This is a genomic window from Elusimicrobiota bacterium (assembly GCA_041660925.1).
GTDB lineage: Bacteria > Elusimicrobiota > Elusimicrobia > UBA1565 > UBA1565 > JBAZUV01.
Genome location: JBAZVI010000001.1, coordinates 376,681 through 397,197, shown reverse-complemented (window position 1 = coordinate 397,197; position 20,517 = coordinate 376,681). Strand labels below are relative to the sequence as shown.

General features: G+C 70.3%; 19 protein-coding genes. 6 read left to right on the top strand and 13 right to left on the bottom strand.

Translation table 11 applies throughout. The features are described from left to right. Window positions 1-7: 7 nt before the first annotated feature. Genes WC969_01665 through WC969_01650 form a run of 4 tightly spaced genes read right to left on the bottom strand, consistent with a single transcriptional unit; the run spans window position 8 to window position 4,794 of the window. Window positions 8-832: a cyclase family protein gene (locus WC969_01665; GenBank protein ID MFA6028539.1), complete on the bottom strand. Its 825-nt coding sequence runs from the start codon at window positions 830-832 to the stop codon at window positions 8-10. Further along, a complete protein-coding gene (locus tag WC969_01660; GenBank protein ID MFA6028538.1) occupies window positions 829-2,271 on the bottom strand; it encodes a DUF1116 domain-containing protein in 1,443 nt (480 codons plus the stop codon). Before WC969_01660 ends, WC969_01665 begins: the two co-directional genes overlap by 4 nt. Beyond that, on the bottom strand, window positions 2,268-3,971 hold the full coding sequence (fdrA, locus tag WC969_01655) for an acyl-CoA synthetase FdrA (GenBank protein ID MFA6028537.1): 1,704 nt from the start codon (window positions 3,969-3,971) through the stop codon (window positions 2,268-2,270). The genes WC969_01660 and fdrA overlap by 4 nt, the downstream gene beginning before the upstream one ends. After that, window positions 3,961-4,794, bottom strand: a complete 834-nt coding sequence (locus WC969_01650; GenBank protein MFA6028536.1) for a DUF2877 domain-containing protein — start codon at window positions 4,792-4,794, stop codon at window positions 3,961-3,963. Before WC969_01650 ends, fdrA begins: the two co-directional genes overlap by 11 nt. A 165-nt stretch (window positions 4,795-4,959) precedes the next feature. Between WC969_01650 and WC969_01645 the strand changes: the two genes are divergently transcribed. Then, window positions 4,960-5,577: a hypothetical protein gene (locus WC969_01645; GenBank protein MFA6028535.1), complete on the top strand. Its 618-nt coding sequence runs from the start codon at window positions 4,960-4,962 to the stop codon at window positions 5,575-5,577. Between the two features lie 57 nt (window positions 5,578-5,634). Here WC969_01645 and WC969_01640 read toward each other — a convergent pair whose 3' ends face one another. Both WC969_01640 and WC969_01635 read right to left on the bottom strand, forming a co-directional pair. Beyond that, window positions 5,635-6,129 carry a CoA pyrophosphatase gene (locus WC969_01640; GenBank protein ID MFA6028534.1) on the bottom strand — a complete coding sequence of 165 codons (495 nt, stop codon included), beginning with the start codon at window positions 6,127-6,129 and terminating at the stop codon, window positions 5,635-5,637. Further along, on the bottom strand, window positions 6,126-6,863 hold the full coding sequence (locus WC969_01635) for a M23 family metallopeptidase (protein ID MFA6028533.1): 738 nt from the start codon (window positions 6,861-6,863) through the stop codon (window positions 6,126-6,128). The genes WC969_01640 and WC969_01635 overlap by 4 nt, the downstream gene beginning before the upstream one ends. Before the next feature lie 109 nt (window positions 6,864-6,972). Between WC969_01635 and WC969_01630 the strand changes: the two genes are divergently transcribed. Continuing rightward, on the top strand, window positions 6,973-10,029 hold the full coding sequence (locus WC969_01630) for a PAS domain S-box protein (GenBank protein ID MFA6028532.1): 3,057 nt from the start codon (window positions 6,973-6,975) through the stop codon (window positions 10,027-10,029). 220 nt (window positions 10,030-10,249) lie between these two features. Here the strand turns inward: WC969_01630 and WC969_01625 are convergent, their stop codons facing one another. From WC969_01625 to WC969_01600, 6 genes are all read right to left on the bottom strand, one after another. Further along, on the bottom strand, window positions 10,250-11,308 hold the full coding sequence (locus tag WC969_01625; protein ID MFA6028531.1) for a transketolase C-terminal domain-containing protein: 1,059 nt from the start codon (window positions 11,306-11,308) through the stop codon (window positions 10,250-10,252). Beyond that, window positions 11,308-12,354: a thiamine pyrophosphate-dependent dehydrogenase E1 component subunit alpha gene (locus WC969_01620; GenBank protein MFA6028530.1), complete on the bottom strand. Its 1,047-nt coding sequence runs from the start codon at window positions 12,352-12,354 to the stop codon at window positions 11,308-11,310. The genes WC969_01625 and WC969_01620 overlap by 1 nt, the downstream gene beginning before the upstream one ends. A 47-nt stretch (window positions 12,355-12,401) precedes the next feature. Then, window positions 12,402-13,775: a CPBP family intramembrane glutamic endopeptidase gene (locus tag WC969_01615; GenBank protein MFA6028529.1), complete on the bottom strand. Its 1,374-nt coding sequence runs from the start codon at window positions 13,773-13,775 to the stop codon at window positions 12,402-12,404. A 142-nt stretch (window positions 13,776-13,917) separates the two neighbouring features. Continuing rightward, on the bottom strand, window positions 13,918-14,145 hold the full coding sequence (locus WC969_01610; GenBank protein MFA6028528.1) for a hypothetical protein: 228 nt from the start codon (window positions 14,143-14,145) through the stop codon (window positions 13,918-13,920). Between the two features lie 101 nt (window positions 14,146-14,246). Beyond that, window positions 14,247-14,480, bottom strand: a complete 234-nt coding sequence (locus WC969_01605) for a hypothetical protein (GenBank protein MFA6028527.1) — start codon at window positions 14,478-14,480, stop codon at window positions 14,247-14,249. Window positions 14,481-14,486: 6 nt separating this feature from the next. Further along, window positions 14,487-15,215, bottom strand: coding sequence for a hypothetical protein (locus tag WC969_01600; GenBank protein MFA6028526.1), 729 nt, complete (start codon window positions 15,213-15,215; stop codon window positions 14,487-14,489). Between the two features lie 86 nt (window positions 15,216-15,301). On the opposite strand from WC969_01600, the gene WC969_01595 reads away from it, so the two are divergent. Genes WC969_01595 through WC969_01585 form a run of 3 tightly spaced genes read left to right on the top strand, consistent with a single transcriptional unit; the run spans window position 15,302 to window position 17,669 of the window. Then, window positions 15,302-16,648: a 4Fe-4S dicluster domain-containing protein gene (locus WC969_01595; GenBank protein MFA6028525.1), complete on the top strand. Its 1,347-nt coding sequence runs from the start codon at window positions 15,302-15,304 to the stop codon at window positions 16,646-16,648. After that, complete coding sequence (locus WC969_01590; protein MFA6028524.1) at window positions 16,645-17,193, top strand: BMC domain-containing protein; 549 nt, start codon at window positions 16,645-16,647, stop codon at window positions 17,191-17,193. Before WC969_01595 ends, WC969_01590 begins: the two co-directional genes overlap by 4 nt. A 2-nt stretch (window positions 17,194-17,195) precedes the next feature. Next, entirely contained in the window at window positions 17,196-17,669 is a 474-nt protein-coding gene (locus tag WC969_01585; GenBank protein MFA6028523.1) for a type II secretion system protein, read from the top strand. 40 nt (window positions 17,670-17,709) lie between these two features. Here the strand turns inward: WC969_01585 and WC969_01580 are convergent, their stop codons facing one another. Next, window positions 17,710-18,354 (bottom strand): hypothetical protein, encoded by a 645-nt coding sequence (locus tag WC969_01580; GenBank protein MFA6028522.1) that lies wholly within the window; start codon window positions 18,352-18,354, stop codon window positions 17,710-17,712. A 205-nt stretch (window positions 18,355-18,559) separates the two neighbouring features. Here WC969_01580 and WC969_01575 point away from each other — a divergent pair, with 205 nt between their 5' ends. Then, window positions 18,560-20,488: an MFS transporter gene (locus tag WC969_01575; protein ID MFA6028521.1), complete on the top strand. Its 1,929-nt coding sequence runs from the start codon at window positions 18,560-18,562 to the stop codon at window positions 20,486-20,488. The last annotated feature ends 29 nt before the right edge of the window (window positions 20,489-20,517 follow it).

The following is a 20,517-nucleotide window of genomic DNA, read 5'->3' as shown; positions in this document are numbered from 1 at the left end:
AACGGTCTTAAGGGGCCCAAGCCACCATGCGGCACATGGCGCTCTCCAGCTCGATGCCCTTGAGCGGGAAGCAGCCGATGTAGCAGCGCTTGTTGTTGAGCTTGTCGATCTCGCCGCCCATGTTCTCGGCGTGGACGATCTTCTTCGGGAAGAGCTTCAGGTGCATGACCTGGTAGTAGGTCTCCGGGGGGAAGTACTCGTCCCAGGAGGCGCCGTAGCGGTCCTTGAGCTTCGCCTCGGCCTCGAGGAAGAGCTTGGGATGCCAGTTGCGGATGATGGTGTTCATCGGGTGGTCGGCGCTGCCGCAGTCGACGCCGATCCACTTGAACTTCATGTCGAGGCACCACTCGTGGAACCTCGGGCCGGGGCCGGGGTGCTTGACGAAGTAGCGGACCTCGTCGGACTTCGGCTGGTCCCAGGCGTAGCGGTGGTAGCCGGTGTTGATGACGAGCACGTCGCCCTTCTTGATCTCGACCTTGCTCATCAGCATCTCCGGGGAGTAGAGGTCGTAGTCGTCGACCTCCTTCGAGATGTCCACGACGACGCCGGGCCCTACCCATTCCTTCATGGGGACCTGCCCGATGGAGCGGCCGCTGGCGTGGAAATGGATCTCGCCGTCCATGTGGGTGCCCACGTGGTTGCTCGTGGTCATGACCTGGCCGTTGGCGCCCTGGCCCATGTGCGCGCCGGCGATGCGCTTGAAGTACTGCAGCGAGAGGGGGATGTAGCTCGGCCACGGGGGCGTGTGGATGCTCAGGCGCTGGGTGAGGTCGTACATCTTGAGTCCGTTCATGTACTTGAGGAAGTCGGCGGTCTTCTTGTCGGTCTTCATTTGTCCTCCGAGCGGGTCTTCACGGCCCTCGCTTTCTTCGGCGTCAGCCGACGGGCGAGCCCGGCGGCGGCCTTCTGAAAGGGTTCGGCGGGGGCGCTCAGGATGCCGGCGCCCACCTGCCCGACGCCCGGCTTCTTGTGCGCGACGCCGGTGTCGATGACGGGGAACACGCCCTTCTCCACGACCTTGCGCACGTCGATGCCGGTCGGGGTGCCCCGGAAGTCCAGCGCGGGTATCCCGTAGGCGTTGTTCTCCGCGGCGCAGATCTCGTACATGCGCCGCGTGTGGCGCAGCGCGTCGGAGGCGCTGCCGCCGATGAACTTCACGATGGCCGGAGAGGCGGCGATGGCGAAGCCGCCGAGGCCGTTGGTCTCGGTGATGGCGCTGTCGCCGATGTCGGGGTTCGCGTCGTCCTTCGAGTAGCCGGGGAAGTAGAGCGCGTCGGGGACCGGCGCGGGGCCGGTGAACCACTCCCCGCCCGTGCCGGCGAGTTGGACGCCGAAGTCGGTGCCGTTGCGGGCCATGGCCACGACGACGCTCGAGGCGTCGATGCCGCGCGCGGCGTCGAGCGTGGCCTTCGAGGCCGCCATCGAGAGGTTGAGGAAGAAGTGGTCGTTGCCGTTGATGAACTCCAGCGCCTTGGCGCCGTCCTCCGGCGCGGCCGTGCGGATGACCGCGGGGGCGAGGTGGCGGAAGAGCAGCGAGGTCGCGGCGCGGTTGCGGTTGTGCACCTCGTCGCCCATGTGAAGGGCCTGGGCGATGAGCGACTTGAGGTCCACCGGGCCGAGCTTGGCGAGGGCCTTTTTGAGCACGGGGTAGAGCGTGTTCTCCATCCACTTCAGGCGCTCGGTGATCTCGGGACCGAAGGCGCCGTAGCGCAGGACCTTCCCGAGGCCCTCGTTCATCGTGGAGAAGGCGAGGTTCCCGTGCTCCTCGTTCTTGACGACGAAGACCGGCATCGAGGGGGAGACGATGCCCGCCATCGGCCCCACGGCCTGATGCTCGTGGCAGGGCTCGAAGCGGATCGCTCCGGACGCCGCCAGCTTCTCGGCCTCCTCGGGCGTCCCCGCCCAGCCCTCGTAGAGCGCGGCGCCGATGACGCCGCCGCGCATGGGGCCGCACATGCGCTCCCAGGTCACGGGAGGGCCGGCGTGGAGCAGCATCATCTTCTTGAGGCCGGGCACGGCCTCGGAGGCCTTCTCGAGCCCGACGAGGAAGGGGCGTCCGGAGAGGATGAGCTTCATCGCCTTCGCGTTCGCCTTCTCGACCTCGGCGGCGCCGCCGGCGAGCGCCGCGCGGACGCCGGGCTCGAGGGCGACCGGCGGGCGCCAGTCCACCTGGACCGCCTTCGCGCCGGCGGCCTCGACCGCGTCGGTGAACGAGGAGAGACCGATGTTGACGACCTTGAGCTCCTTGCCGAAGAGGTCGCGCACGCTCATGGCTTCCTCCGGTCGGCGCGCGGGTCGTTCTCCTTTCGCGCCGCACTTGCGCCGCTATGGCCCGGTGCGAGCGGAGCGCTCGGCGCGGGCGTCGGCGCCAGGGCCGCCGCGACGCCGGCGGCGAGCCGGCAGGCCGCGGCGTTCGTCGGCAGGACGAGGGCGCCCGCCTCCTTGAGCCGCTTCTCGACCTTGCTGCGGATCTGCGGGTCGCCCTCGGTGCCGGTCACGGAGCAGACGACGAGCAGGCGGCGCCGGGCGTCCTCCGCGGTCTTCCGGGCCTCGCGCAGGACGGGGACGAGCTCTCCGGCGGGGTCGAGGTTCGAGCCCCAGCCGAGCACGACGTCGAGGAGGATCACGGCCGTCTCGGGGTCGCGGGCTTCCTGGAGGATGCGCTTGCAGCGCAGGCCGAAGTCGATCATGGGGTGCGGGCGGCCCACGGTGAAGGCGTCGTCGCCGAGGTCGAGGAGGCAGTGCTCGCGGCTCTTCCAAAGGTCCTGGACCGCCGGGTTGGGCGCGAGGGGGACGTTGGAGAAGACGCTGAGGCCGTGCGTGCGGAAGACGACCTGCGCTTCGGTGCAGAAGGTCCCGCCGCTGAAGAGGCCGCGCACGAAGCGGGGGGCGCGGCGCTCCGCGCTCGGAGCTCGGGCGCTCTTGGAGGCGTTGAGGATGCGCGCGGCCTCGGCGGAGGCCGTGACGGCGACGTCCTTGTCCCGCTCGGCGAGCGTTCCGCGCACGCTCTCCGGCCGGCTCCCGCGCGCGAGGGCGGCGGCCATGAAGGCGGCCTCCTCGAGGGTCGCCGCATGGACCATCCCCGCGCCCTCGACGAGCTTCGCCTCGGCGCCGAGGAAGACGGCGACGACCGGCTTCTTGACGCCGCGCACCGCGGCGGCGAGGCGGCGCAGGACGTCCTCGTGCGGGGGCTTGGAGACGAGCACGATGACGCGGGTGGACTCGTCGGCGGCGAGGGCCTTGAAGCCCTCGAGGAGCATGAGGCCCCCGACCTCCTTCTTCACGTCGCGGCCGCCGGTGCCGAGGGCCTGCGAGACGCCCGCGCCCAGATTCGAGAGCGTCGAGCTGACCTCCTGGAGGCCGGTGCCGGCCGCGGCCACGAGGCCGATGTCTCCTCGGCGCACGACGTTGGCGAAAGCGAGGGGTACGCCGTTGATGATCGCCGTCCCGCAGTCGGGGCCCATAACGAGGAGGCCCTTCCCGCGCGCGTACTCCTTGAGGGCGACCTCGGTCTCGAGCGGGACGTTGTCGGAGAAGAGCATGACGTGCAGGCCCGCGCGCAGGGCCTTCATCGCTTCGTCCCCGGCGTAGCGGCCAGCGACGGAGATCAGCGCGAGGTTCGCCCCGGGGAGGACCTTCAGCGCGTCCTCGAGCCCGGAGGGGCGCTCGGCGTCCTCGCCGCCGCCCTTCCCTCCGCGCGAACCCTTGAGGCGCTGCTCGGCCTCTTGGAGGGCGAGGTCCGCCGCGTCGGCGTTCTCGGCCTTCACGGCGACGAGGAGGTCCGCCTCGGAGGCCTTCTCGAACTCGCCGAGCATGAGCCCGGAGGAGCGCAGGAGCGCGAGGTTCTCCTTGGTCCCCATGACGACGGCGGCGTCCGCTACGCCGGGGGCCTTCGAGAGCTCGCGGCCGACGATCATGAGCGCGATGGAATCGTAGTACTCGCCCTTCTTCAGTCTTCCCTTAACGAGCATGGATGGAGTCCTTCCCCATGCGGGCGCGCATGCAGATGAGCAGGCCGGTCGCGAGGTCCGCGCCGGAGCTTGCGCCGTGCTCGAGAAGGGTCCCCGTCGCGTGGCGCGTCCCCGCGGGGGTGCCCGCGAGGAGGGTGCGCACCAGCGTCCGGGCGGGCTCGAAGAAGCGGCCGCGCGCGGCGCAGCCGAGGAGAGCGCCCGAGAGCAGGCCGCGGCCGCGCGCGGCCGTGCGCAGCGCGCGCAGCTCGCGCGTCGGGCGCAGCCGGAGGTTCTTGAGCAGGTGCAGGCCGAGCATCCAGCCGGCGAGGAAGTCGTCGCCCGAGGGGGTCAGCCCGACCCCGAGCCCGCGCAGGGTGCGGGCGCCCGCGGCCCAGTCCCCGGAGGCGAGGAGCACGGCACCCATGCGGCCGCGCTCGATGAGGGCGCGCTCGAAGGGGCGCAGGGGTTCCGCGCTCGGGTCCTCGGAGAGGAGCCCCGCGAGGCCGATCTCCGGCGCGTTGCGCCGCACGTGGAGCTCGCAGGCACGGAGGTTGCGGCGCAGGACGGCCGGGTCCGGACGGTGCTTCGGAAGGGTGGAGTCGTAGCGCGCCGATGCGCCCAGTGCGCGGCCGTCGACGCTCACGGAGTGCGCGTCGACCTCGAGGCGGTGCGCGGCCTCGGGGAGGCGGGCGAGCACGATGTTGAGCGGTCCCGGCCCCACCGCCGGGGTGACGAGTGAGACGAGGCGTCCGTGGGAGGAGAAGTTGACCGCGCGGGCGAAGCGCGAGTGCAGGGCATAACGCCCGGGGTGTACGCAGTCACCGACGAGGATAGGCGTCGACATGTCTCGGCGAGGCGGAGGGGCCGCCCGGACGACTCGCGTAGTATATCTAAGGGGCCGTCTTAAAACCATAGGACCTTCTATCTCTTAATGGGGGGGCCGGAAGAATCGTCCGGAGGGGGTCTAAAGGCGGATGGGCGGAGAGCCGTTCGGGAGTAGAATCATGGCATGAAACGCCTCTCGCTCTTCTCCGTGCTGCTCCTCCCTTCATGCGCCGCCGCCCAGGCGACCCTCGGCGAGGGGGCCGCGGGCGCCGCGACGCTCCTGCGGGACGCGCGCCGCGCGACGCCGGTCGTCTCCTCGGTCGGAGAGCTCCCCTTCCATGACAGCTGGCTCAAGGTGGACGCCTGCTGGGAGCGCTCCGCGGACGCGGACGCGGACGCGCTCGGCCTGCCGAAGCGCTTCTGCCTCCGCCGTCTCGGGCACCGCACGGCGGCCGACTCTCACCCGCTCGGCTGGCGGAGCTCCGCGCTCGTCGAGAGCGACTTCGCCGAAGGGAGCCTCCACGTCAGCGGTGCCCTGCGCGAGAACGACGGCTGGGCGCCGGTCGCGAACCTGTGGGACGACGGCCGGACCGGGGCCGGGACCTGCGGGGCGCTGAGCCGGGCCTTCGCCGCGGTCTACTACCGCATCGACCTCGGAGGGAACATGAAGCCCGGGCCGCTCGAGGTCCGCGGCTTCCTCATGGGTTCCGGAGCGCTCTGCGCGAAGCCCGCGAAGACGCGCGAGTTCCTCTACCAGAAGATCTCAGCGCCGGTCCCCGCAGGGAGTCCTATCGCGCGCTGAGATCTCCCGTCAGATCACGTCCTCGGAAAACCCGCCCTCCGGCGGGTTTTCTGCTGCTTACCGGGTCTTCGCCAGGAACGTGCAGAGGATGCGGTAGGTGATGCCCCAGACGATATGGGGCCCGAGCATGAACGCGTCCACGTGGATCTTGCGGTCGGGGACGCGGACGCGGCAGCGCGAGCCCTCCAGGCGCGCGAGCGGGGCCCAGAGGATGCCCGCCACCTCGCAGCTCGCGCGCACCGGCGGCTTGCGTTCGAGCAGGAAGACATGGGGCCGGATGAGCACCTTCGGGATGCTGCGCGCGCGGGGCCGGAGGTCGTCGAGCGCCTCGACGCAGTCGGAGCGCCGCAGGCGCACGCCCGTCTCCTCGAAGGTCTCGCGCACGGCGGTGTCGAGCAGGTCTCGGTCCCCGTCCTCGCGGTGCCCGCCCGGGAGGGCCATGTGGCCGGACCAGGGGTCGCGGGGGTCCTCGGCGCGGTGGATGAGCAGCACCTCCCGGCCGCGGGGGCCGGGCGCCAGGACGAGCGCGACCGCGCTCTTGAACCCGCTCATCCGCGGTTCCAGTAGCGGTTGGGGATGAGCTTCGCGCGCGGGTTCACCGCCTTTCCCTTCACGCGGAACTCGAAGTGGACGTGCGGGCCGGTCGAATGGCCCGTCGAGCCCAGCTCGGCGATCGGCTCGCCGGCGGCCACCTGCTGTCCTTTGGCCACGAGCAGGCGGCGGTTGTGGGCGTAGAGCGTCGTCGTCCGCTGGTCGTGGCGCAGGATGACGACGTTGCCGTAGCCGCGCAGGCCGTCGCCGGCGTAGAGCACCGTCCCGCCCGCGGCCGCGCAGACCGGGACTCCTTCGTCGGCCGCGAGGTCGATGCCCTCGTGGCGCTTCTTCCAGCGCCGGCCGTACTCGGAGCTCACGATGCCCGCGTGCAGGGGCCAGCGGAAGAGCCCGTTGTAGACGCGGACCTTGAAGGGGCGGAATCCCCGGGCGCCCAGCGAGGTCTCGAAGAGCCCGTCGGCCTTGAGGAGCTCCATGACCGGCTTCTCGTCGAGCGGCTCCTTCTCGTGCCAGGCGCTGAGCTCCTTGGCGCGCTTTTTGTATCGGGCGAATTCGGCGCGCGAGTCGTTCTCCTTTCGCGCCGTCCCTGCGGCGCTAGGGCCCGCGGCAGGGACCGCGCGCGAGTCGTTCTCCTTTCGCGCCGTCCCTGCGGACTCTTTTCCGTGAGCGCCGCCCGCGCCGAAGAAGGGGAGGAGGCAAAGCAGGAGGAGCGCTGCGCGCAGGGAGCGGGGCACGGGGAGATTATAGGAAAAGGGGACGGGCGGCTATTGCCCTGACCCGGATAAACAATATAATCGTAAAATAGCGGTTCGCGCCGTACGGCGTCGGTCGGAGGGATTCGAGATGACCATGTCCAGAAGCGTCCCGGGCGATTCTCCTCTCGAACACCGTTATGAAGACCTTTTCAACGGGATCGGCGACGCCGTCCTGGTCGCGGACATGCAGGGACGCTTCATGGACGTCAATGAGACCGCGTGCAGTTCGCTTGGGTACTCGCGCGAGGAACTCCTTCGGCTGTCCATCGCGGACATCGATGCCCCCGAAGCCGCGCGACTCGTCGAGGAGCGCATGCGCGAGCTTCGTGAGACGGGCAAAGGGTTCTTCGAGAGCGTGCATCGCCGAAAGGACGGCGTCTGTTTCCCCGTCGAGATCCACTGCCGCCTGACCGAGTTCGAGGGACGGCCCGCGGTGCTCGCCATCGCGCGCGATATTTCCAAGCGAAAGAAGGTCGAGGACGCTCTTTCCGAGAGCGAGACGCGTTTGGTGCTCGCTGCGGAGGGGACGGGGATGGGGATATGGCAGTGGGACATCCCCCGGGACCGGCGGGCCTTCGACGAACAGGTCTGCCGTCTGCTGGGAATCGACCATTCATCGTTCGCGGGCACCGCCGAGGAGTTCTTCCGGGCGCTGCATCCGGAGGACCGCCCGAAGGTCCAGGCGGCGCTCAAGCGGACGGTCGAGAGCGGAGCGCCCTACGAAGTCCAGTACCGCGCGGTCTGGTCGGACGGGACGACCCATCACGTCATGGCCCGCGGCACGCTGACGCACGACGAGAAGGGGCAGCCCCTGCGTCTCCTCGGCCTCGCCTGGGACGTCACCGAGCGGGTGCTCGCGAGCGAGGCCCTGCGCCGCGCGAAGGAGTACGCCGAACAGCTCGTGGAGACGGCCAACGCGATGGTCGTCGGTCTCGACGTCGAAGGGAACATCATGATGTTCAACGAGGCCGCCGAGCGCATCACCGGCTATAAGCGGGAGGAGCTGTCCGGGCGGAACTGGTTCGAGGTCCTCGTGCCGCGCGAGCGCTACCCCGAGGTCTGGACGGTGTTCGAGAAGCTGCCGACCGGGAAGCTTCCCGAGAACTTCGAGAACCCCATCCTGACCAAGGCTGGACGGGAACGCATCATCTCCTGGCGCAACGGCATCCTGCGCGAGGGGGACAGGATCCTCGGGAGCGTCTCCTACGGCATCGACATCACCGAACAGCGCGCGGCGATGCTCGCGCTGAGCCGGAGCGAGCGGGTGCTCAGCGCCACGCAGCGGGTGGCGCACATCGGCTCGTGGGAATACGATGTCGTCGGGAAGAGCAGCATCTTGTCGAAGGAGATGTACCGCCTGCTCGGACTCGACCCCTCCGCTCCCGCCCCCAGCCGGGAGGAGCAGCTCGGCTTCGTCCACCCCGAGGACCGGCCGCGCCTGGCCGAGGCGCGGCGACGGGCGGCGGAGGAGGGCCGCGACTACGAGGAACAGGTCCGGCTCCTTCGGCCGAGCGGCGAGACCGGCTGGCTCCGCACCACCGGACACGCGGAAAAAGGGCCGGACGGCCGCGTCGTGCGCGTCTACGGGACCGCGCAGGACGTCACCGCCCAGGTCCTCGTCCAGGAATCGCTGCGCTCGAGCGAGGCGCGCTATCGGAAGCTCGCCGAGGCCCTGTCCGACTACGCGTACTCCTGCCTGAGCCGGGAGAACGGACCGTACCGCATCGACTGGGTGGGCGGCTCCTTCCAGAGGGTGGCGGAACGCCCGGAGTCCGAGCTCCTGAGGCAGGGCTGCTGGCTGCCGTGGGTGCATCCCGACGACCGCGCGCGCGTGGCCGCCGTGCTGGCGAGGCTGCGCGTGGGCGAGACCGCCGACTGCGAATACCGGCTCCTGCGCGCCGACGGCGCCGAGCGCCTGCTGCACGACCGCATGCTCTGCGTCGCCGAATCGGGGGACGAGACGGCGCTGCGCCTCTACGGGGCCGTCCGGGACGTCACCGAGACCCGCAAGCTGGAGAAGGAAGTGCTCGGACTCCAGAAGATCGAGTCCCTCGGCACCCTCGCCGGCGGCATCGCGCACGATTTCAACAACATGCTCACCGGGATCATGGGCAACATCGCCTTCGCGATGGCCGAGCTCCCGAAGGGCGAGATCCGCGAGATGCTCGCGGAGGCGGAATCCTCCGCGCGCAGCGCGCAGTCGCTGACCCAGCAGCTCCTCACCTTCGCCAGGGGCGGCAAGCCCGTGCGCAAGCCCTTCGCGCTGAAGCCGATGCTCATCGAGGCCGCGAACTTCGCCGTGCGAGGATCGAACTGCGTCTGCTCTTACGAGCTCGCCCCCGAAGTATGGGCGGTCGACGGCGATCAGGGCCAGCTCCGGCAGGCCGTGCACAACCTCATCCTCAACGCCGTGCAGGCCAGCCCGCGGGGCGGGGAGATCGTCGTGAGCGCGGGGAACGCGGAGATCGGCGGGAGTTCCGGCCTCCCGCTGGAGGCCGGACGCTACGTGCGCGTCAAGGTCCGCGACGCCGGCACGGGCATCCCGCCTGAGCACCTGGAGCGGATCTTCGACCCCTACTTCTCGACGAAGGAGCAGGGGCGCGGGCTGGGCCTGAGCATGGTCATCTCGGTCGTGCGCAACCACGGGGGGCACGTGAGCGTCGCCTCGCAGCTCGGCTCGGGGACCGAGTTCACGCTCCATCTGCCCGCCGCAGCCGCCCCGCTCGATGAGGAAGGGAGCGCCGCCGAGCTGCCCAGGGGCTACGGCCGCGTCCTCGTGATGGAGGACGACCTCGCGGTGGGGCGGGTGGCTTCGCGGATGCTCATCCGCCTGGGCTACGAGCCGGCCCTCTCTCTTCACGGGGAGGAGGCCCTGGCCGCGCTGGAGACGGCGCGGGCGACGAACCGGCCGTTCCGGGCGGTCGTCATGGACCTCGTCATCCCCGGGAAGATGGGGGGGAAGGAAGCCATCGCGCGCCTGCGCGCGGTGGACAGGGACATCAAGGTCGTCGTGGCGAGCGGCTACTCCGGCGACGCCGTCCTCGCGGACTACAAGGACTACGGCTTCGACGCGGCGTTGTCCAAGCCCTTCAAGATCGAGACCCTGGCGGCCATCCTTCAGAAACTCCTGGGCCCATTAGGATGATGTCTTTCCTTACCGCCTCCTCCCAGCGGGAGGGGGCAGGGGGAGGGGGAATCTTCCTTTCCCATACGGACTCTGCCTGTGGGGAGGGTGAACAGACGTGTTCCCCCTACCCCTGCACCCCCTCGCCGGCACCCCGACCTATAGTGCCGGGATCGCACGCGGTGAGGAAGCTGATAGTGCGAACTCGCAGGAAGGGGAGTGAAGGAAGAGAATCCCTCAATCAGGACGGTTCGGTAAGAAGTTCTCTCAGAGCCTGCTCGAGGTCGCGCTTCTGGGGGACGGTGGCGGCTTCGAGCTCGGCGTTCGCGGCGACGCCGGGGACGGCCTTGGCGGCGAGCAGGCGCGGGCGCACCTGGAGACGGTAGAAGAACTCGTCGACGACCCGGCGCAGGAGGTGCTCGGCGAAGTTCACGAGCTCGGTCTCCTCGTTGACGAAGAGGACCCGGCCGGTCTTCCGCACCGAGGCGCTCAGGAGCGTCCAGTCGTAGGGGACGAGCGTGCGCAGGTCGAGGACCTCCGCCTCCCCGAGGCCGGCCGCCGCCAGGGCGTCGGCGGCCTCGACGGCCATGGGGACGTAGCGGCCCCAGGTCACGACGGTGGCGTCACGGCCGGGCCGCGCCACCCGGCCTTTCCCGAGCGGCACGAGGTACTCCTTCACTTTCGGCCAGCGCGGCTTCCAGCTCGAGCGGTCCCCGATGGGGGCGTCGATGAGGGCGGCGAGCTCCTCCTTCTCGGCGGGCTCCCCGGGGATGAGCTCCGTCCCGCGCACGCGCAGCAGAGCCTTCGTCACGAGGAAGAGGACCGGCGCGTCGTCCTGGATGGAGGAGAGCATGAGCCCGTAGGCGTCGAGCGGAGTGGACGGGCAGACGACCTTGAGTCCGTGGATCTTGGCCGCCATGGCGTCGAAGGAGTGGGAGTGGTAGAGCGCGCCGTGGATGCCGGCGCCGCAGGGGGCCATGACCACCATCGGGCAGGCGAAGCGTCCGGCCGAGGTCCAGTGGCAGTTGGCGGCGAGCTTCAGATGGTCGATGGCGTTGAAGATGTAGTCGACGAACTGGATCTCGCAGACGGGGCGCGCGCCGGCCCAGGCCAGGCCGATGGCGGCGCCGACGATGCCGCGCTCGTCGAGGGGGGAGTTCCAGGCGTTCTTGAGGCCCTGCGTGACGGTGAAGACTCCTCCCAGCGGGGCGCCGACGTCCTCTCCGAAGATCTCCCGGACTCCCAGGTTCTCCTCGCCGTAATGCAGCGCGAGCCGAAGCGCCTGGGCCATCGTGGCCATCAGCTCCCTCCCTTGCGCGGGTAGGAGTCGGGCAGGCCGCCGGGGAAGACGTCCTCCCAGATGCTCTCGGGCTTCGGAGAGGGCTCCAGGCGCGCCTTCCGATGGGCCTCGTCGACGGCCGCGGCCTCCTCGTCGCGGACCTTCTTCAGAGCGTCCTTCTTCGCGAGGCCGGCGGCGGCAAGGCGCTCCTCGAAGTCGGAGATGGGGTCCGGTTCGTCGACGAGGTTCGCGCCGGAGGCGGAGGAGTGTCCGAAGAGGCGGCTCGTGACGGCCTCGAGGAGGTAGGGCTTGCGCTCCCGGCGGCAGTACTCCATCGCCTCCCGGATGGCCAGCCAGCTCTCCACCGGGTCGTTCCCGTTGATCGTCCGGCTCGGCATGTTGAAAGGATGCGCGAAGTCCGCGATCCGCTCCTCTCCGTGCTGCTCGTGGGAGGCCGTGGAGATGCCGAACTCGTTGTTGATGACGAGGCAGAGCACCGGCAGGGGGCGGACCGGTCGGGCCGCCCAGACGAGGCAGGTGTGGAAGTCCCCTTCCGCCGTGCCGGCGTCTCCGCCCGTGACGAGGGTGATGCCCGTCCCTCCGTGCCGCTGCTGGGCGAGGGCCGTGCCGACGGCCTGCGAGTACTGGGTCTCGATGGTCGGGGAGACGGGGGCCACGTTCCATTCGGGGATGGCGAAATGGTTGATGAAGTGTCGTCCCTTCGAGTAGGGGTCGGACGCGGAGGCGCGCATCTGGCGCAGAAGGTCGATGGGTTCGGCGCCCATCGCGAGCACGACGCCGCCGGAGCGGTAGTGCAGGTGGAGCCAGTCGTGCTCGAGACCGCGTCCCTTCTTCACGAGCAGCCCGAGCGGGATGTTGAAGCCCTCCTCGCCGGGGCCGCCGATCCAGAAGAAGCCCTCGCCGCTCTTGCTCATCTTGATGAGCCGTTCCTCGAGGACGCGGTTGCGCGTCATGAGGCGGTGCATCCGGAGGAGGAGCGCCTTGTCCATCCCGAGGATGGGGTCCCCGGGGCCGGTGAAGACGCCGCGCTTCTTGCGGGAGGCCATCGCGGGGAGTCTAAATCACTTGGGGGCGGAGGGGCAAGGACGCGCGCTCACGCCAGGGGCCGGCCTCGTCCGAAGGCCTCATCGGTCTCCTTGCGCGTGTACGCGTATCCGATGAGGTTCGCCGCGATGAAGGCCGCGATGCCGAACATGGAGGGGGCGAAGAGCCAGCTGCCCGCCACGAGGGCCGCGCCCAGCAGGTGCAGCACGAGCGCGCTCATCGCGTAGGGGCCGACGCGTCCTTCTCGTCGGTCGGCCCGCTGCTTCCAGAGTCCGCGCGCGGCTCCCGCGAAGGCCAGAAGGTTGAGCAGGAGGAAGCCGAGCTGCGCGGGGAGGGCCCAGGGGGCTGCGACCAGCTTCACGGAGAGCGCCGCGGCGACCAGCAGTCCGTTGTGCACGGAGTGCTGGACCATGGCGGCGAAGAGCCCCTCCCGCTTGTAGACCCAGGAGAGCAGGAGAGCGTCCGCGATCCGGAAGGCGATGAGGAGGGGGTCGGAGGTCTCGTGCAGGAGCGCGAAGGCCGTCGAGACGAGGACGGCCGACGCGACGGCCGCTCCGCGGCGGGAGACCCGTGAGAGCAGCCATTCCACGCTGTGGAGAAGACCGGCGCGGAAGATGATCTCCTCCGCCACGGGGGCGAAGAAGGCGACGAGGTAGGCCATCTGCGCGGGGGGGAGCGCGGGCGCGGAATAGTTCGGGTGCGGGGTATAGCCGAACGCCGCCGCGGCCGCCTGGACGGCGACGAAGACGACGAGGCCGAGGACGGCGCTGACGTAGCCGTACTTCGCCGCGCGCGAGATGCTCCCTCGGGGCGCGGGCGGCGCGAGGTCGCTCTTCGGCGCGCTCGCATCGGAGGCGGCGGAGAGGAGGGCGCGGCGCTTCCCCTGAGGCGGAGCCGCGACCGCCGAGGGGTCCCCTGCGCGAGTCCGTCCGCCGTGGAAGAGGCGCGCGAGCAGGAAGGCGCCGCGTTCGGCCGGCGTCTCCGGTCGGGCGGTTTCGCGTGCCGTTTCCGCTGAGAGGTCGAGTTCCAGGCGGGGCGACGCCTCCGGCTGTTCCGCGGAGACGGTCCGCGCGACGGTGCCGCGGCTATGGACGGCCGAGGCCGATCCCCCCTTGCGCGCGAGGGCCGCCGTGACGGGGGGCGCCGTCTCGATGACGACGCTGGAACGCGGAGTCGGGAGGGGAGATAGAGAGGGCAGCGCGCAGAGCCCCGGCGCGGCGAGGGGTCGGAGGCCCAGCCCGGCATGGCTGGGCGCCGCGAGGGAGACCGACGGCGGGAGGACGGCCGTTGGAACGGCGGTTCCGGCCGCGGCACGGGCGGCCACGGTCTGAGCCGCGGCTTCGAAGAACGCCGGGCCGAGCGCGCAATGGAGGAGCGCGGCGGCGAGGGCCGAGGCGACGATGCGGCGCAGGCGCGGGAGCACGTCGTCACTCTACCGCATGTCTGCAGCTTCCCGGAGGGCCTTTCGGACCGGATCCGTCGGGCATTGGGCCCAGCGTCGGTAAAAACAAAAGGCCCCCCTTGCGGGGGGCCTTGTTTCTACCCCCGAGGGGGCAGAGGCCGGCTTATTTCGCCGGGGCCGGAGCGGGGGCCGGGGCCGGAGCGGCCTTCTCAGCCTTCTTCGCGGCCTTCTTGGCGGCCTTCTTCGCGGGCTTCTTCGCCTTCTTCTCCGCCTTCGGAGCGGCCGGAGCGGCCGGGGCGGCCGGCTGCTGCGGAGCCGGCGCCGGGGCCTGCGCGAAAACGAGGGCCGGGGCGATCGCGAGGGCGAGGAGGGCAACGAGCATCTTCTTCATGTTAGTGTTCTCTCCATTTCTACGGCTTGCCCGCCTTCCGGCGAGCGGTTTTCGTCTACCACCTCTCATACGGACGGGGGCTCGAAAAGTTCGCGGGGGGGCTAGAAACCGCCGCCCATCCCACAGCCGCCCATGCCGCAGCCGTCGCTTGCGCAGGGGGAGGAGGCGTCCCCGCAGGCCGGCTTGTCGCCCGATTTCGAGGCGACCGAGGGGACCTTCGAGGAGACCTTCACGACTTTCCCGAGCTTCGGGTCGAAGCGGTAGGTGCCGGTGGCGCCGTCGGCCGGCTTGTTCGGGGTGCGGGAGGCGGAGCGCTTGCGCGTCTTCATCGTCATGGGGCCTCAGTCGATGGTGATGTCTTCGGGCAGGTAGGCCTCGAAGGCCTGGGCGAGCTCGTCGAGGCGCTTGGAGCGGGGGGAGAGCGCGCCGACGGAGATCTCCGCGAAGCAGTTGAGGTGCACGACGGCGTTGACGTGCACGTCCTTGATGCAGGTCCCGTAGAGGCGCTCGCAGAACTTCCGGTTGACGACGCAGACGGCGTCGATCATCTCCTTGAAGCGCTCGAGCTTCCAGTCGGGCTTCCCTCCGCGGCGCTCCTGGAGGAACTGCGCGAGCAGGTACATCGCGAAGGTGCGGAAGAGGGTCTCCTCGGCCGTGGCGAAGGGGAGGTGCTGGAGCACGTTGGGGCGGAGCTTGTCGAGGTGCGGGCAGCCGCTCGTCGTCATGTAGATGCCGATGAGGGAGGAGAGTCCCTCGGCGAGCGTGGAGTGGCGGGAGGTCGTGCGCGTCTCCGAGACGATCTCGATGAGGGCCTTCTCCGTGGAGGTGAAGTCCTTGAACTCCTCGACGATGTCGGTGAGGTTCGCCGCGACGGGACAGCGCGGGTGCGAGCCTTCCTCCAGCGGGCAGTTGGGGCACTGCATGAAGGAGAGCTTCGTCCAGTCGGGCCAGCGCTCGCGCGGGTGCGCGAGCAGGCGCAGGCTCGCGCGGTCGAGGCGGACCTGGAAGTCGCGCTTCTTCCCGTCCGAGAGGGTGAAGCGGTAGAGGATGTCGAGGGTGCTCGACGGCATATGTCTAGGATACTAGAGCGAGGGGAGGGCGCGCAACCGGCCGCGGGGAGCGGCGCGGGGGCCGTATCTTGATACAATGGGGCGGCATGAGCGACTTCTCCCGGGAGTTCGCGCGCCGCATCCGACGCGCCGGCGTCGTCGGGGCGGGCGGAGCGGGCTTCCCCTCCTACGTGAAGGCCTCCGGCGCGGCCGACACCGCGGTGGTCAACGGCGCCGAGTGCGAGCCCCTGCTCCAGAAGGACCAGGAGCTCCTCGCTCGGCACGGCGACGAGGTCCTCACGGGCCTCGAGCTCCTCATGCGCGCGGTCGGCGCGAAGGCGGGGATCGTCGCCGTCAAGGAGAAGCACGCCGCGCTCGTCGCGAAGCTCGAGGCCGCCGTGAAGGGGCGTCCCGGGATCTCGGTGAAGCGGCTCGGGGACTTCTACCCCGCCGGCGACGAGTTCACGCTCGTGCACGAGGCGACCGGCCGGCTCATCCCGCCCGGCGGTCTGCCCGGCCAGGTCGGCGTCGTGGTGAACAACGTCGAGACCCTCTACAACATGGCCCGGGCGGACCGGTCGCCGGTCACGGACACCTTCCTCACCGTCACGGGCGCCGTGAAGAAGCCCTGCACGCTGCGCCTGCCCGTGGGCACGGCGATGTCCGAGGCGCTCGCTCTGGCCGGCGGGCCGACGGTCAGGGACCCCGCCGTCCTCGACGGCGGCGCGATGATGGGCCGCGTCGAGACCGACTTCTCGAAGCCGCTGACGAAGACGAGCGCCGGGCTCATCGTCTTGCCCGCCGCGCATCCGCTCGTGCGGCGCAAGGGCGCGCCCCGCTCGACCGACGATCGCGTCGGCAAGTCGGCCTGCGACCAGTGCTCGCTCTGCACCGAGCTCTGCCCCCGCTACCTGCTCGGCTACGACGTCCAGCCCCACAGGGTCATGCGCGGCCTGCTCTTCTCCCGCGGCGACCGGAAGACCTGGAACCCGTGGGCGCTGCTCTGCTGCGAGTGCCAGCTCTGCACGCTCTACTCCTGCCCCGAGGGCCTCGCGCCCGGGAAGGTCTGCGGCTCGGCCAAGCGCGACCTCGCCGAGCAGAAGGTCGCCTGGAAGGGCTCGGCGCTCGACGCCGGCCGTCCGGTCCGGCGCCACTCGATGTACGCCTTCCGCAAGACCCCCGTGTCGCAGCTCATGAAGCGCCTCGGCCTCTGCGACTACAAGGCCGACGCGCCGCTGCTCGAGACGCCCTTCGAGCCCGCGAGCGTGCGCATCCTCCTCAAGCAGCACGTCGGGGTCCCCGCGGTCCCGACGGTCAAGGTCGGCGACCGCGTCGAGCGCGGCGCCGTGATCGGCGAGGTCCCGGAGGAGAAGCTCGGCGTCCCCGTCCACGCGAGCGTCTCCGGCGTCGTCGGCGTCGTGGGCGACTATGTGGAGATCCGGAGGAGCGCATGAAGAACGCCGTCGGCGGCGTCGAGCTGAGCAGCATGGCCAAGGGCTTCCAGTGCACCGACGCCATGCTCAAGGCGGCGGCGGTCGAGGTCGTCCTCGCGCGCACCGTCTGTCCGGGCAAATACGTCGTCCTCGTGGCCGGAGACGTCGGCGACGTCCGGGCGAGCGTCGAGGCGGGCGTCGCGGCCGCTCAGGAAGCCCACGTCGACCATTTTCTCATCCCCAACGTCCATCCCGAGGTCTTCCCCGCGATGACGGGCGCCGTCCCCGTCGGGAAGCTCGAGGCCCTCGGCATCGTCGAGACCTTCTCCGTCGCCTCCTGTGTCGAGGCGGCCGACGCCGCCGTGAAGTCCGCGGGCGTGAAGCTCATCGAGGTGCGCCTGGCGATGGCGCTCGGCGGCAAGGCCTTCGTGACCTTCACCGGCAGCGTCGCCGACGTCGAGACGGCCGCGATGGTCGCCGCGACGAGCGCCGGAGAGAAGGGCCTGCTCGCGCAGAAGGTCGTCATCCCCCAGCCGCGTCCCGAGCTCCTCGCGGAGATCGTCTGATCGTGACGGGAGAGGCCCGAGGCGGCCTCCGGCCGGCCGTGGCGACGCGCCTGCGCAGGGGCGGCTTCACGCTCATCGAGCTCATGATCGTGGTCGCCATCATCGGGATCCTCGCCGCCGTCGCCATACCGAAGTTCGCCGAGCTCATCCGCAAATCCCGAGAGGGCGCGACGAAGGGAAACCTCGGAGCCCTGCGCAGCGCGCTGAGCATCTATTACGGCGACATGGAGGGCCAGTATCCCGACTATCTCCATGCCCTGACCGAGAACGGGAAGTATCTCGGGGCCCTCCCTCCCGCCTATTCCCCCGGCTACCATCCTTCCACTACGAGCGAACAGATCTACCGCGTCAGCTCGCTGGTCAGCGACTTCGGCAATTGGATCTTCGACGACGTGGCGAGCGACGCCAACTACGGGAAGGTCTACCTCAACTGCACCCACACCGACACGAAGGGCGGCGTCTGGACCACGTACTGAAGTCCCGCGGGTCCGACGAGTCGTCTCTTGAGGGGCTGCGTCAGCGCTTGAGGGCGGCGGCGCGTTCGCGGGCGTAGAGGTCGGCGAGTCCTTCCGGCCGTGCGAAGCCGACCGTGAAGCCGCCCAGGGGGCTGGGCGTCACCTGCAGAGTCATCGGCGGCGCGTCGATCCCCCGCAGCTTCATCGCCAGGACCGCGTCGCCCTCTGCGCGGGGGGAGAGCTCCAGCGAGGAGCGGCGGGCCCGCTGCAGCAGCATCCAGGGCCGGATCAATCGTCGAAGAGCGTCGGGAAGCCAGCGGCCCTCCGTCACTTCGACGCTCATCTCGGGAGTCGCGCAGTCGGCCAGGGAGCGGCAGGCGGAGCCCGGCAGGGCTCGCATGCCGGGCAGACCCTCGAGGAAGGCCGCGCGCTCCTCTCCGGACGCGTCGGCCGGAGGCTGTTCGACGACCTCGGGACGGCCCTCCGCGAGCGCGTCGCGCAGGTCGGAGGAGCGCAGCTCCTCGGTCATCGCCTGGGAACGCGCGGACGCGTCGGCGAGACGGGCCTGGACGGCCGGGTCGGAACCGATGAAGCGGCGCAGGGACTCTTCGGCCTTGGCGCCGCCCTTGAGTTCGAACGCGGCGGGCGGCTCCGCCCGCGCGGACAAGGCGAGGAGGGCGAGGAGGAGCGGCAGCGCGGATCTCATCCTCCCGATTATACCGCAGGAGCGGCCGGTCGGCATGGGCCTTTTGGCCGGAGGGGTGCGTTCCCGGGAACGGATGGTTCCCAAAGGAGTTCATGCCGGAACCTTTCCGCTTAGTGCTTAAGATCCGCGTGGAGTGCCCCCATGAATCATGCGGGAAGCGGAAGCCTCTGGCATCATCTGAAGCAGGCGGACGGGATCCGCCGGGATGAAGATCGCGGAGGGTGAGTTCATCGTGACGAGGATTCTCGCGGCGTTCCTGCTGCTCGCCTCCTGCTGGCCTCCGGCGGCTGCAGCCGTCGTCGTCGCCGCAGGGGCGTCCGCGCAGGCGTCCGTGCTGCCTCCCTCCGTCGTCCTGACCGCGGGCGCCCTTTCCGTCGTCGGCCCGCAGGGTGTCCCGCCCGGCATCGGCGTCCTGGACGTTTCTCCGGGGGGGATGCTCGTCGCGCTCCCGACGCCGAAGCCGGCTCCCGGCGCGGCTGTTCTCCCGATGGCCTTCCGACCCGGGACGCCGGCCGCGGCGGAGAGTGCCCTCCCGGTCGCCCGCAAGGCGGCGGCGGTCGTCCGCGTTCCCGCGGCCGTTCTTCCTGGGCCGGTCTCCCCGGACAAGGAGCCCTCCGTCTTCTCCGCGGCGAGCGGCGTGTATGCGGAGTTGTCCAAGGTCCACGCGGGCGTTTCCCGAGGCGGGGGGGGAGCCGACGCGTCCTCCTCCGAGCAGGTCGATGCGCTGCGCCGGCTTTTCGACGGCGCCGCCCGGCTGGGGGTCGTCGAGGACCCGGTCTCCGCGGCCGTTCCGGCGGGAACCGTCGAGCTCCTGCGACTGGACGGGTCGGAGGGGCCGGCGGCGCCCCGCCGGCCGCTCCCGCCGCCGGCGGCCCGGCCCGAAGCGCTGCGCAAAGCCATGCTCGGCACGGCGTTCTACAAGTTCGGGATGGAGTCGCTGAGCATCGCCATGCCGCTCATCATCCTGAACTTCTTCGGCGGCGCGACGCTGATGGTGACGGCGGCCGCGGTCTGGACGCTCAGCATGACCGCGACGACCATGGGCTCCGGCGGCCTCATCGATCGCGCGCCCGTGCAGAAAGTCATGGGCGGGGCCCTGCTCGCCGAGGCGGCCGCGGTCTCGGGCATCATCGCGCTGCTGACCCTCGGCACCCCGCACTTGGGGGTCCTCCTTCCTCTGTACGCCCTCGCCGGCGCGGCGCAGGGGGTCGCGGTCACGGCCTTGGACACCTTCCCGGTCCTCCTGATGGGTCCGGACCAGGACGGACTGGAACGCTTCAACGCCAACGTCTACCTGAGCTATCAGGGCGCGGGGATCCTCGCGCCGGCCCTGGTCGGTCTGCTCATCGGGCTGTTCGGGGTCGTCGCCGGCCTCGCGGTCACCCCGCCGGCATTCCTCCTGTCGGCATGGGCGTTCTCGCGGCTGAAGATCGATCCCGCCGCCGAGGAGGAGCTGCCGGAGAGCCCGTCCTTCCGGACCCTGGTCCGGGAGGGCCTCGCCGAGCTCAAGGAAGGCGCCCGCATCATGATGGACGACCGGGAGCGGCGCTGGCTGGGCGTCATGCTCGTCGGACCCATGCTGCTCCACCGCATCGTCAAGCTGATGATGGCCCCGATCTTCGCGAAGAGCGTGCTGCATGCGTCGGCGTATTCGGCCTGGATCTCAGGGCTCTCGAACCTGGGGGAGCTCGCGGGCGCGACGCTGCTTCTGAGTCCGAAGCTGTCGGCGGCGATCGCCAAGAACGCGAATTCGCTCGTCTGGATCCGCACCATGGCCCTGACCGCCCTGGGAATCTGGGCCTTCGCCGCCGGGACGCTCTGGTCGGTCCTGCCGGCGATCTTCCTCATGGGGCTGAGCTACGCGACCAACAAGATCAGCGTGACGTCCCACCTTCAGTCGCGCCTGCCCGACGCCTCCGCGGGCAAAGCCATCGCCTTCCTCGACGCGGTGGGACTCGGGGTCCTCATGGTCGCGGGCGCTCTCTTCGGCGTCCTCTTCGACCTCCTTCCGCCCGTCCGGGGACTCGTCGTCGCCGCCGCCGTCCTATCCGTGCTGTCCGTCGTGTTCTACGCGGCCTATCTCCGCCTGCGTCTTCATCGGGCGGGCGGACGCCTCAAGGGCCCTCAGGGCTGAGGCGGCTCGGGGAGCGTCGGACTCTTCGG

Excerpts from the sequence above, each read along its gene's own strand:
- WC969_01600 (MFA6028526.1), bottom strand. The coding sequence starts at position 15,215 with ATGCCGTCGAGCACCCTCGACATCCTCTACCGCTTCACCCTCTCGGAC.
- WC969_01620 (MFA6028530.1), bottom strand. The coding sequence starts at position 12,354 with ATGGCCTCCCGCAAGAAGCGCGGCGTCTTCACCGGCCCCGGGGACCCC.
- WC969_01605 (MFA6028527.1), bottom strand. The coding sequence starts at position 14,480 with ATGACGATGAAGACGCGCAAGCGCTCCGCCTCCCGCACCCCGAACAAG.
- WC969_01640 (MFA6028534.1), bottom strand. The coding sequence starts at position 6,129 with ATGAGCGGGTTCAAGAGCGCGGTCGCGCTCGTCCTGGCGCCCGGCCCC.
- WC969_01580 (MFA6028522.1), bottom strand. The coding sequence starts at position 18,354 with ATGAGATCCGCGCTGCCGCTCCTCCTCGCCCTCCTCGCCTTGTCCGCG.
- WC969_01610 (MFA6028528.1), bottom strand. The coding sequence starts at position 14,145 with ATGAAGAAGATGCTCGTTGCCCTCCTCGCCCTCGCGATCGCCCCGGCC.
- WC969_01660 (MFA6028538.1), bottom strand. The coding sequence starts at position 2,271 with ATGAGCGTGCGCGACCTCTTCGGCAAGGAGCTCAAGGTCGTCAACATC.
- WC969_01575 (MFA6028521.1), top strand. The coding sequence starts at position 18,560 with ATGAAGATCGCGGAGGGTGAGTTCATCGTGACGAGGATTCTCGCGGCG.
- WC969_01645 (MFA6028535.1), top strand. The coding sequence starts at position 4,960 with ATGAAACGCCTCTCGCTCTTCTCCGTGCTGCTCCTCCCTTCATGCGCC.
- fdrA (MFA6028537.1), bottom strand. The coding sequence starts at position 3,971 with ATGCTCGTTAAGGGAAGACTGAAGAAGGGCGAGTACTACGATTCCATC.
- WC969_01595 (MFA6028525.1), top strand. The coding sequence starts at position 15,302 with ATGAGCGACTTCTCCCGGGAGTTCGCGCGCCGCATCCGACGCGCCGGC.
- WC969_01665 (MFA6028539.1), bottom strand. The coding sequence starts at position 832 with ATGAAGACCGACAAGAAGACCGCCGACTTCCTCAAGTACATGAACGGA.
- WC969_01590 (MFA6028524.1), top strand. The coding sequence starts at position 16,645 with ATGAAGAACGCCGTCGGCGGCGTCGAGCTGAGCAGCATGGCCAAGGGC.
- WC969_01650 (MFA6028536.1), bottom strand. The coding sequence starts at position 4,794 with ATGTCGACGCCTATCCTCGTCGGTGACTGCGTACACCCCGGGCGTTAT.
- WC969_01630 (MFA6028532.1), top strand. The coding sequence starts at position 6,973 with ATGACCATGTCCAGAAGCGTCCCGGGCGATTCTCCTCTCGAACACCGT.
- WC969_01625 (MFA6028531.1), bottom strand. The coding sequence starts at position 11,308 with ATGGCCACGATGGCCCAGGCGCTTCGGCTCGCGCTGCATTACGGCGAG.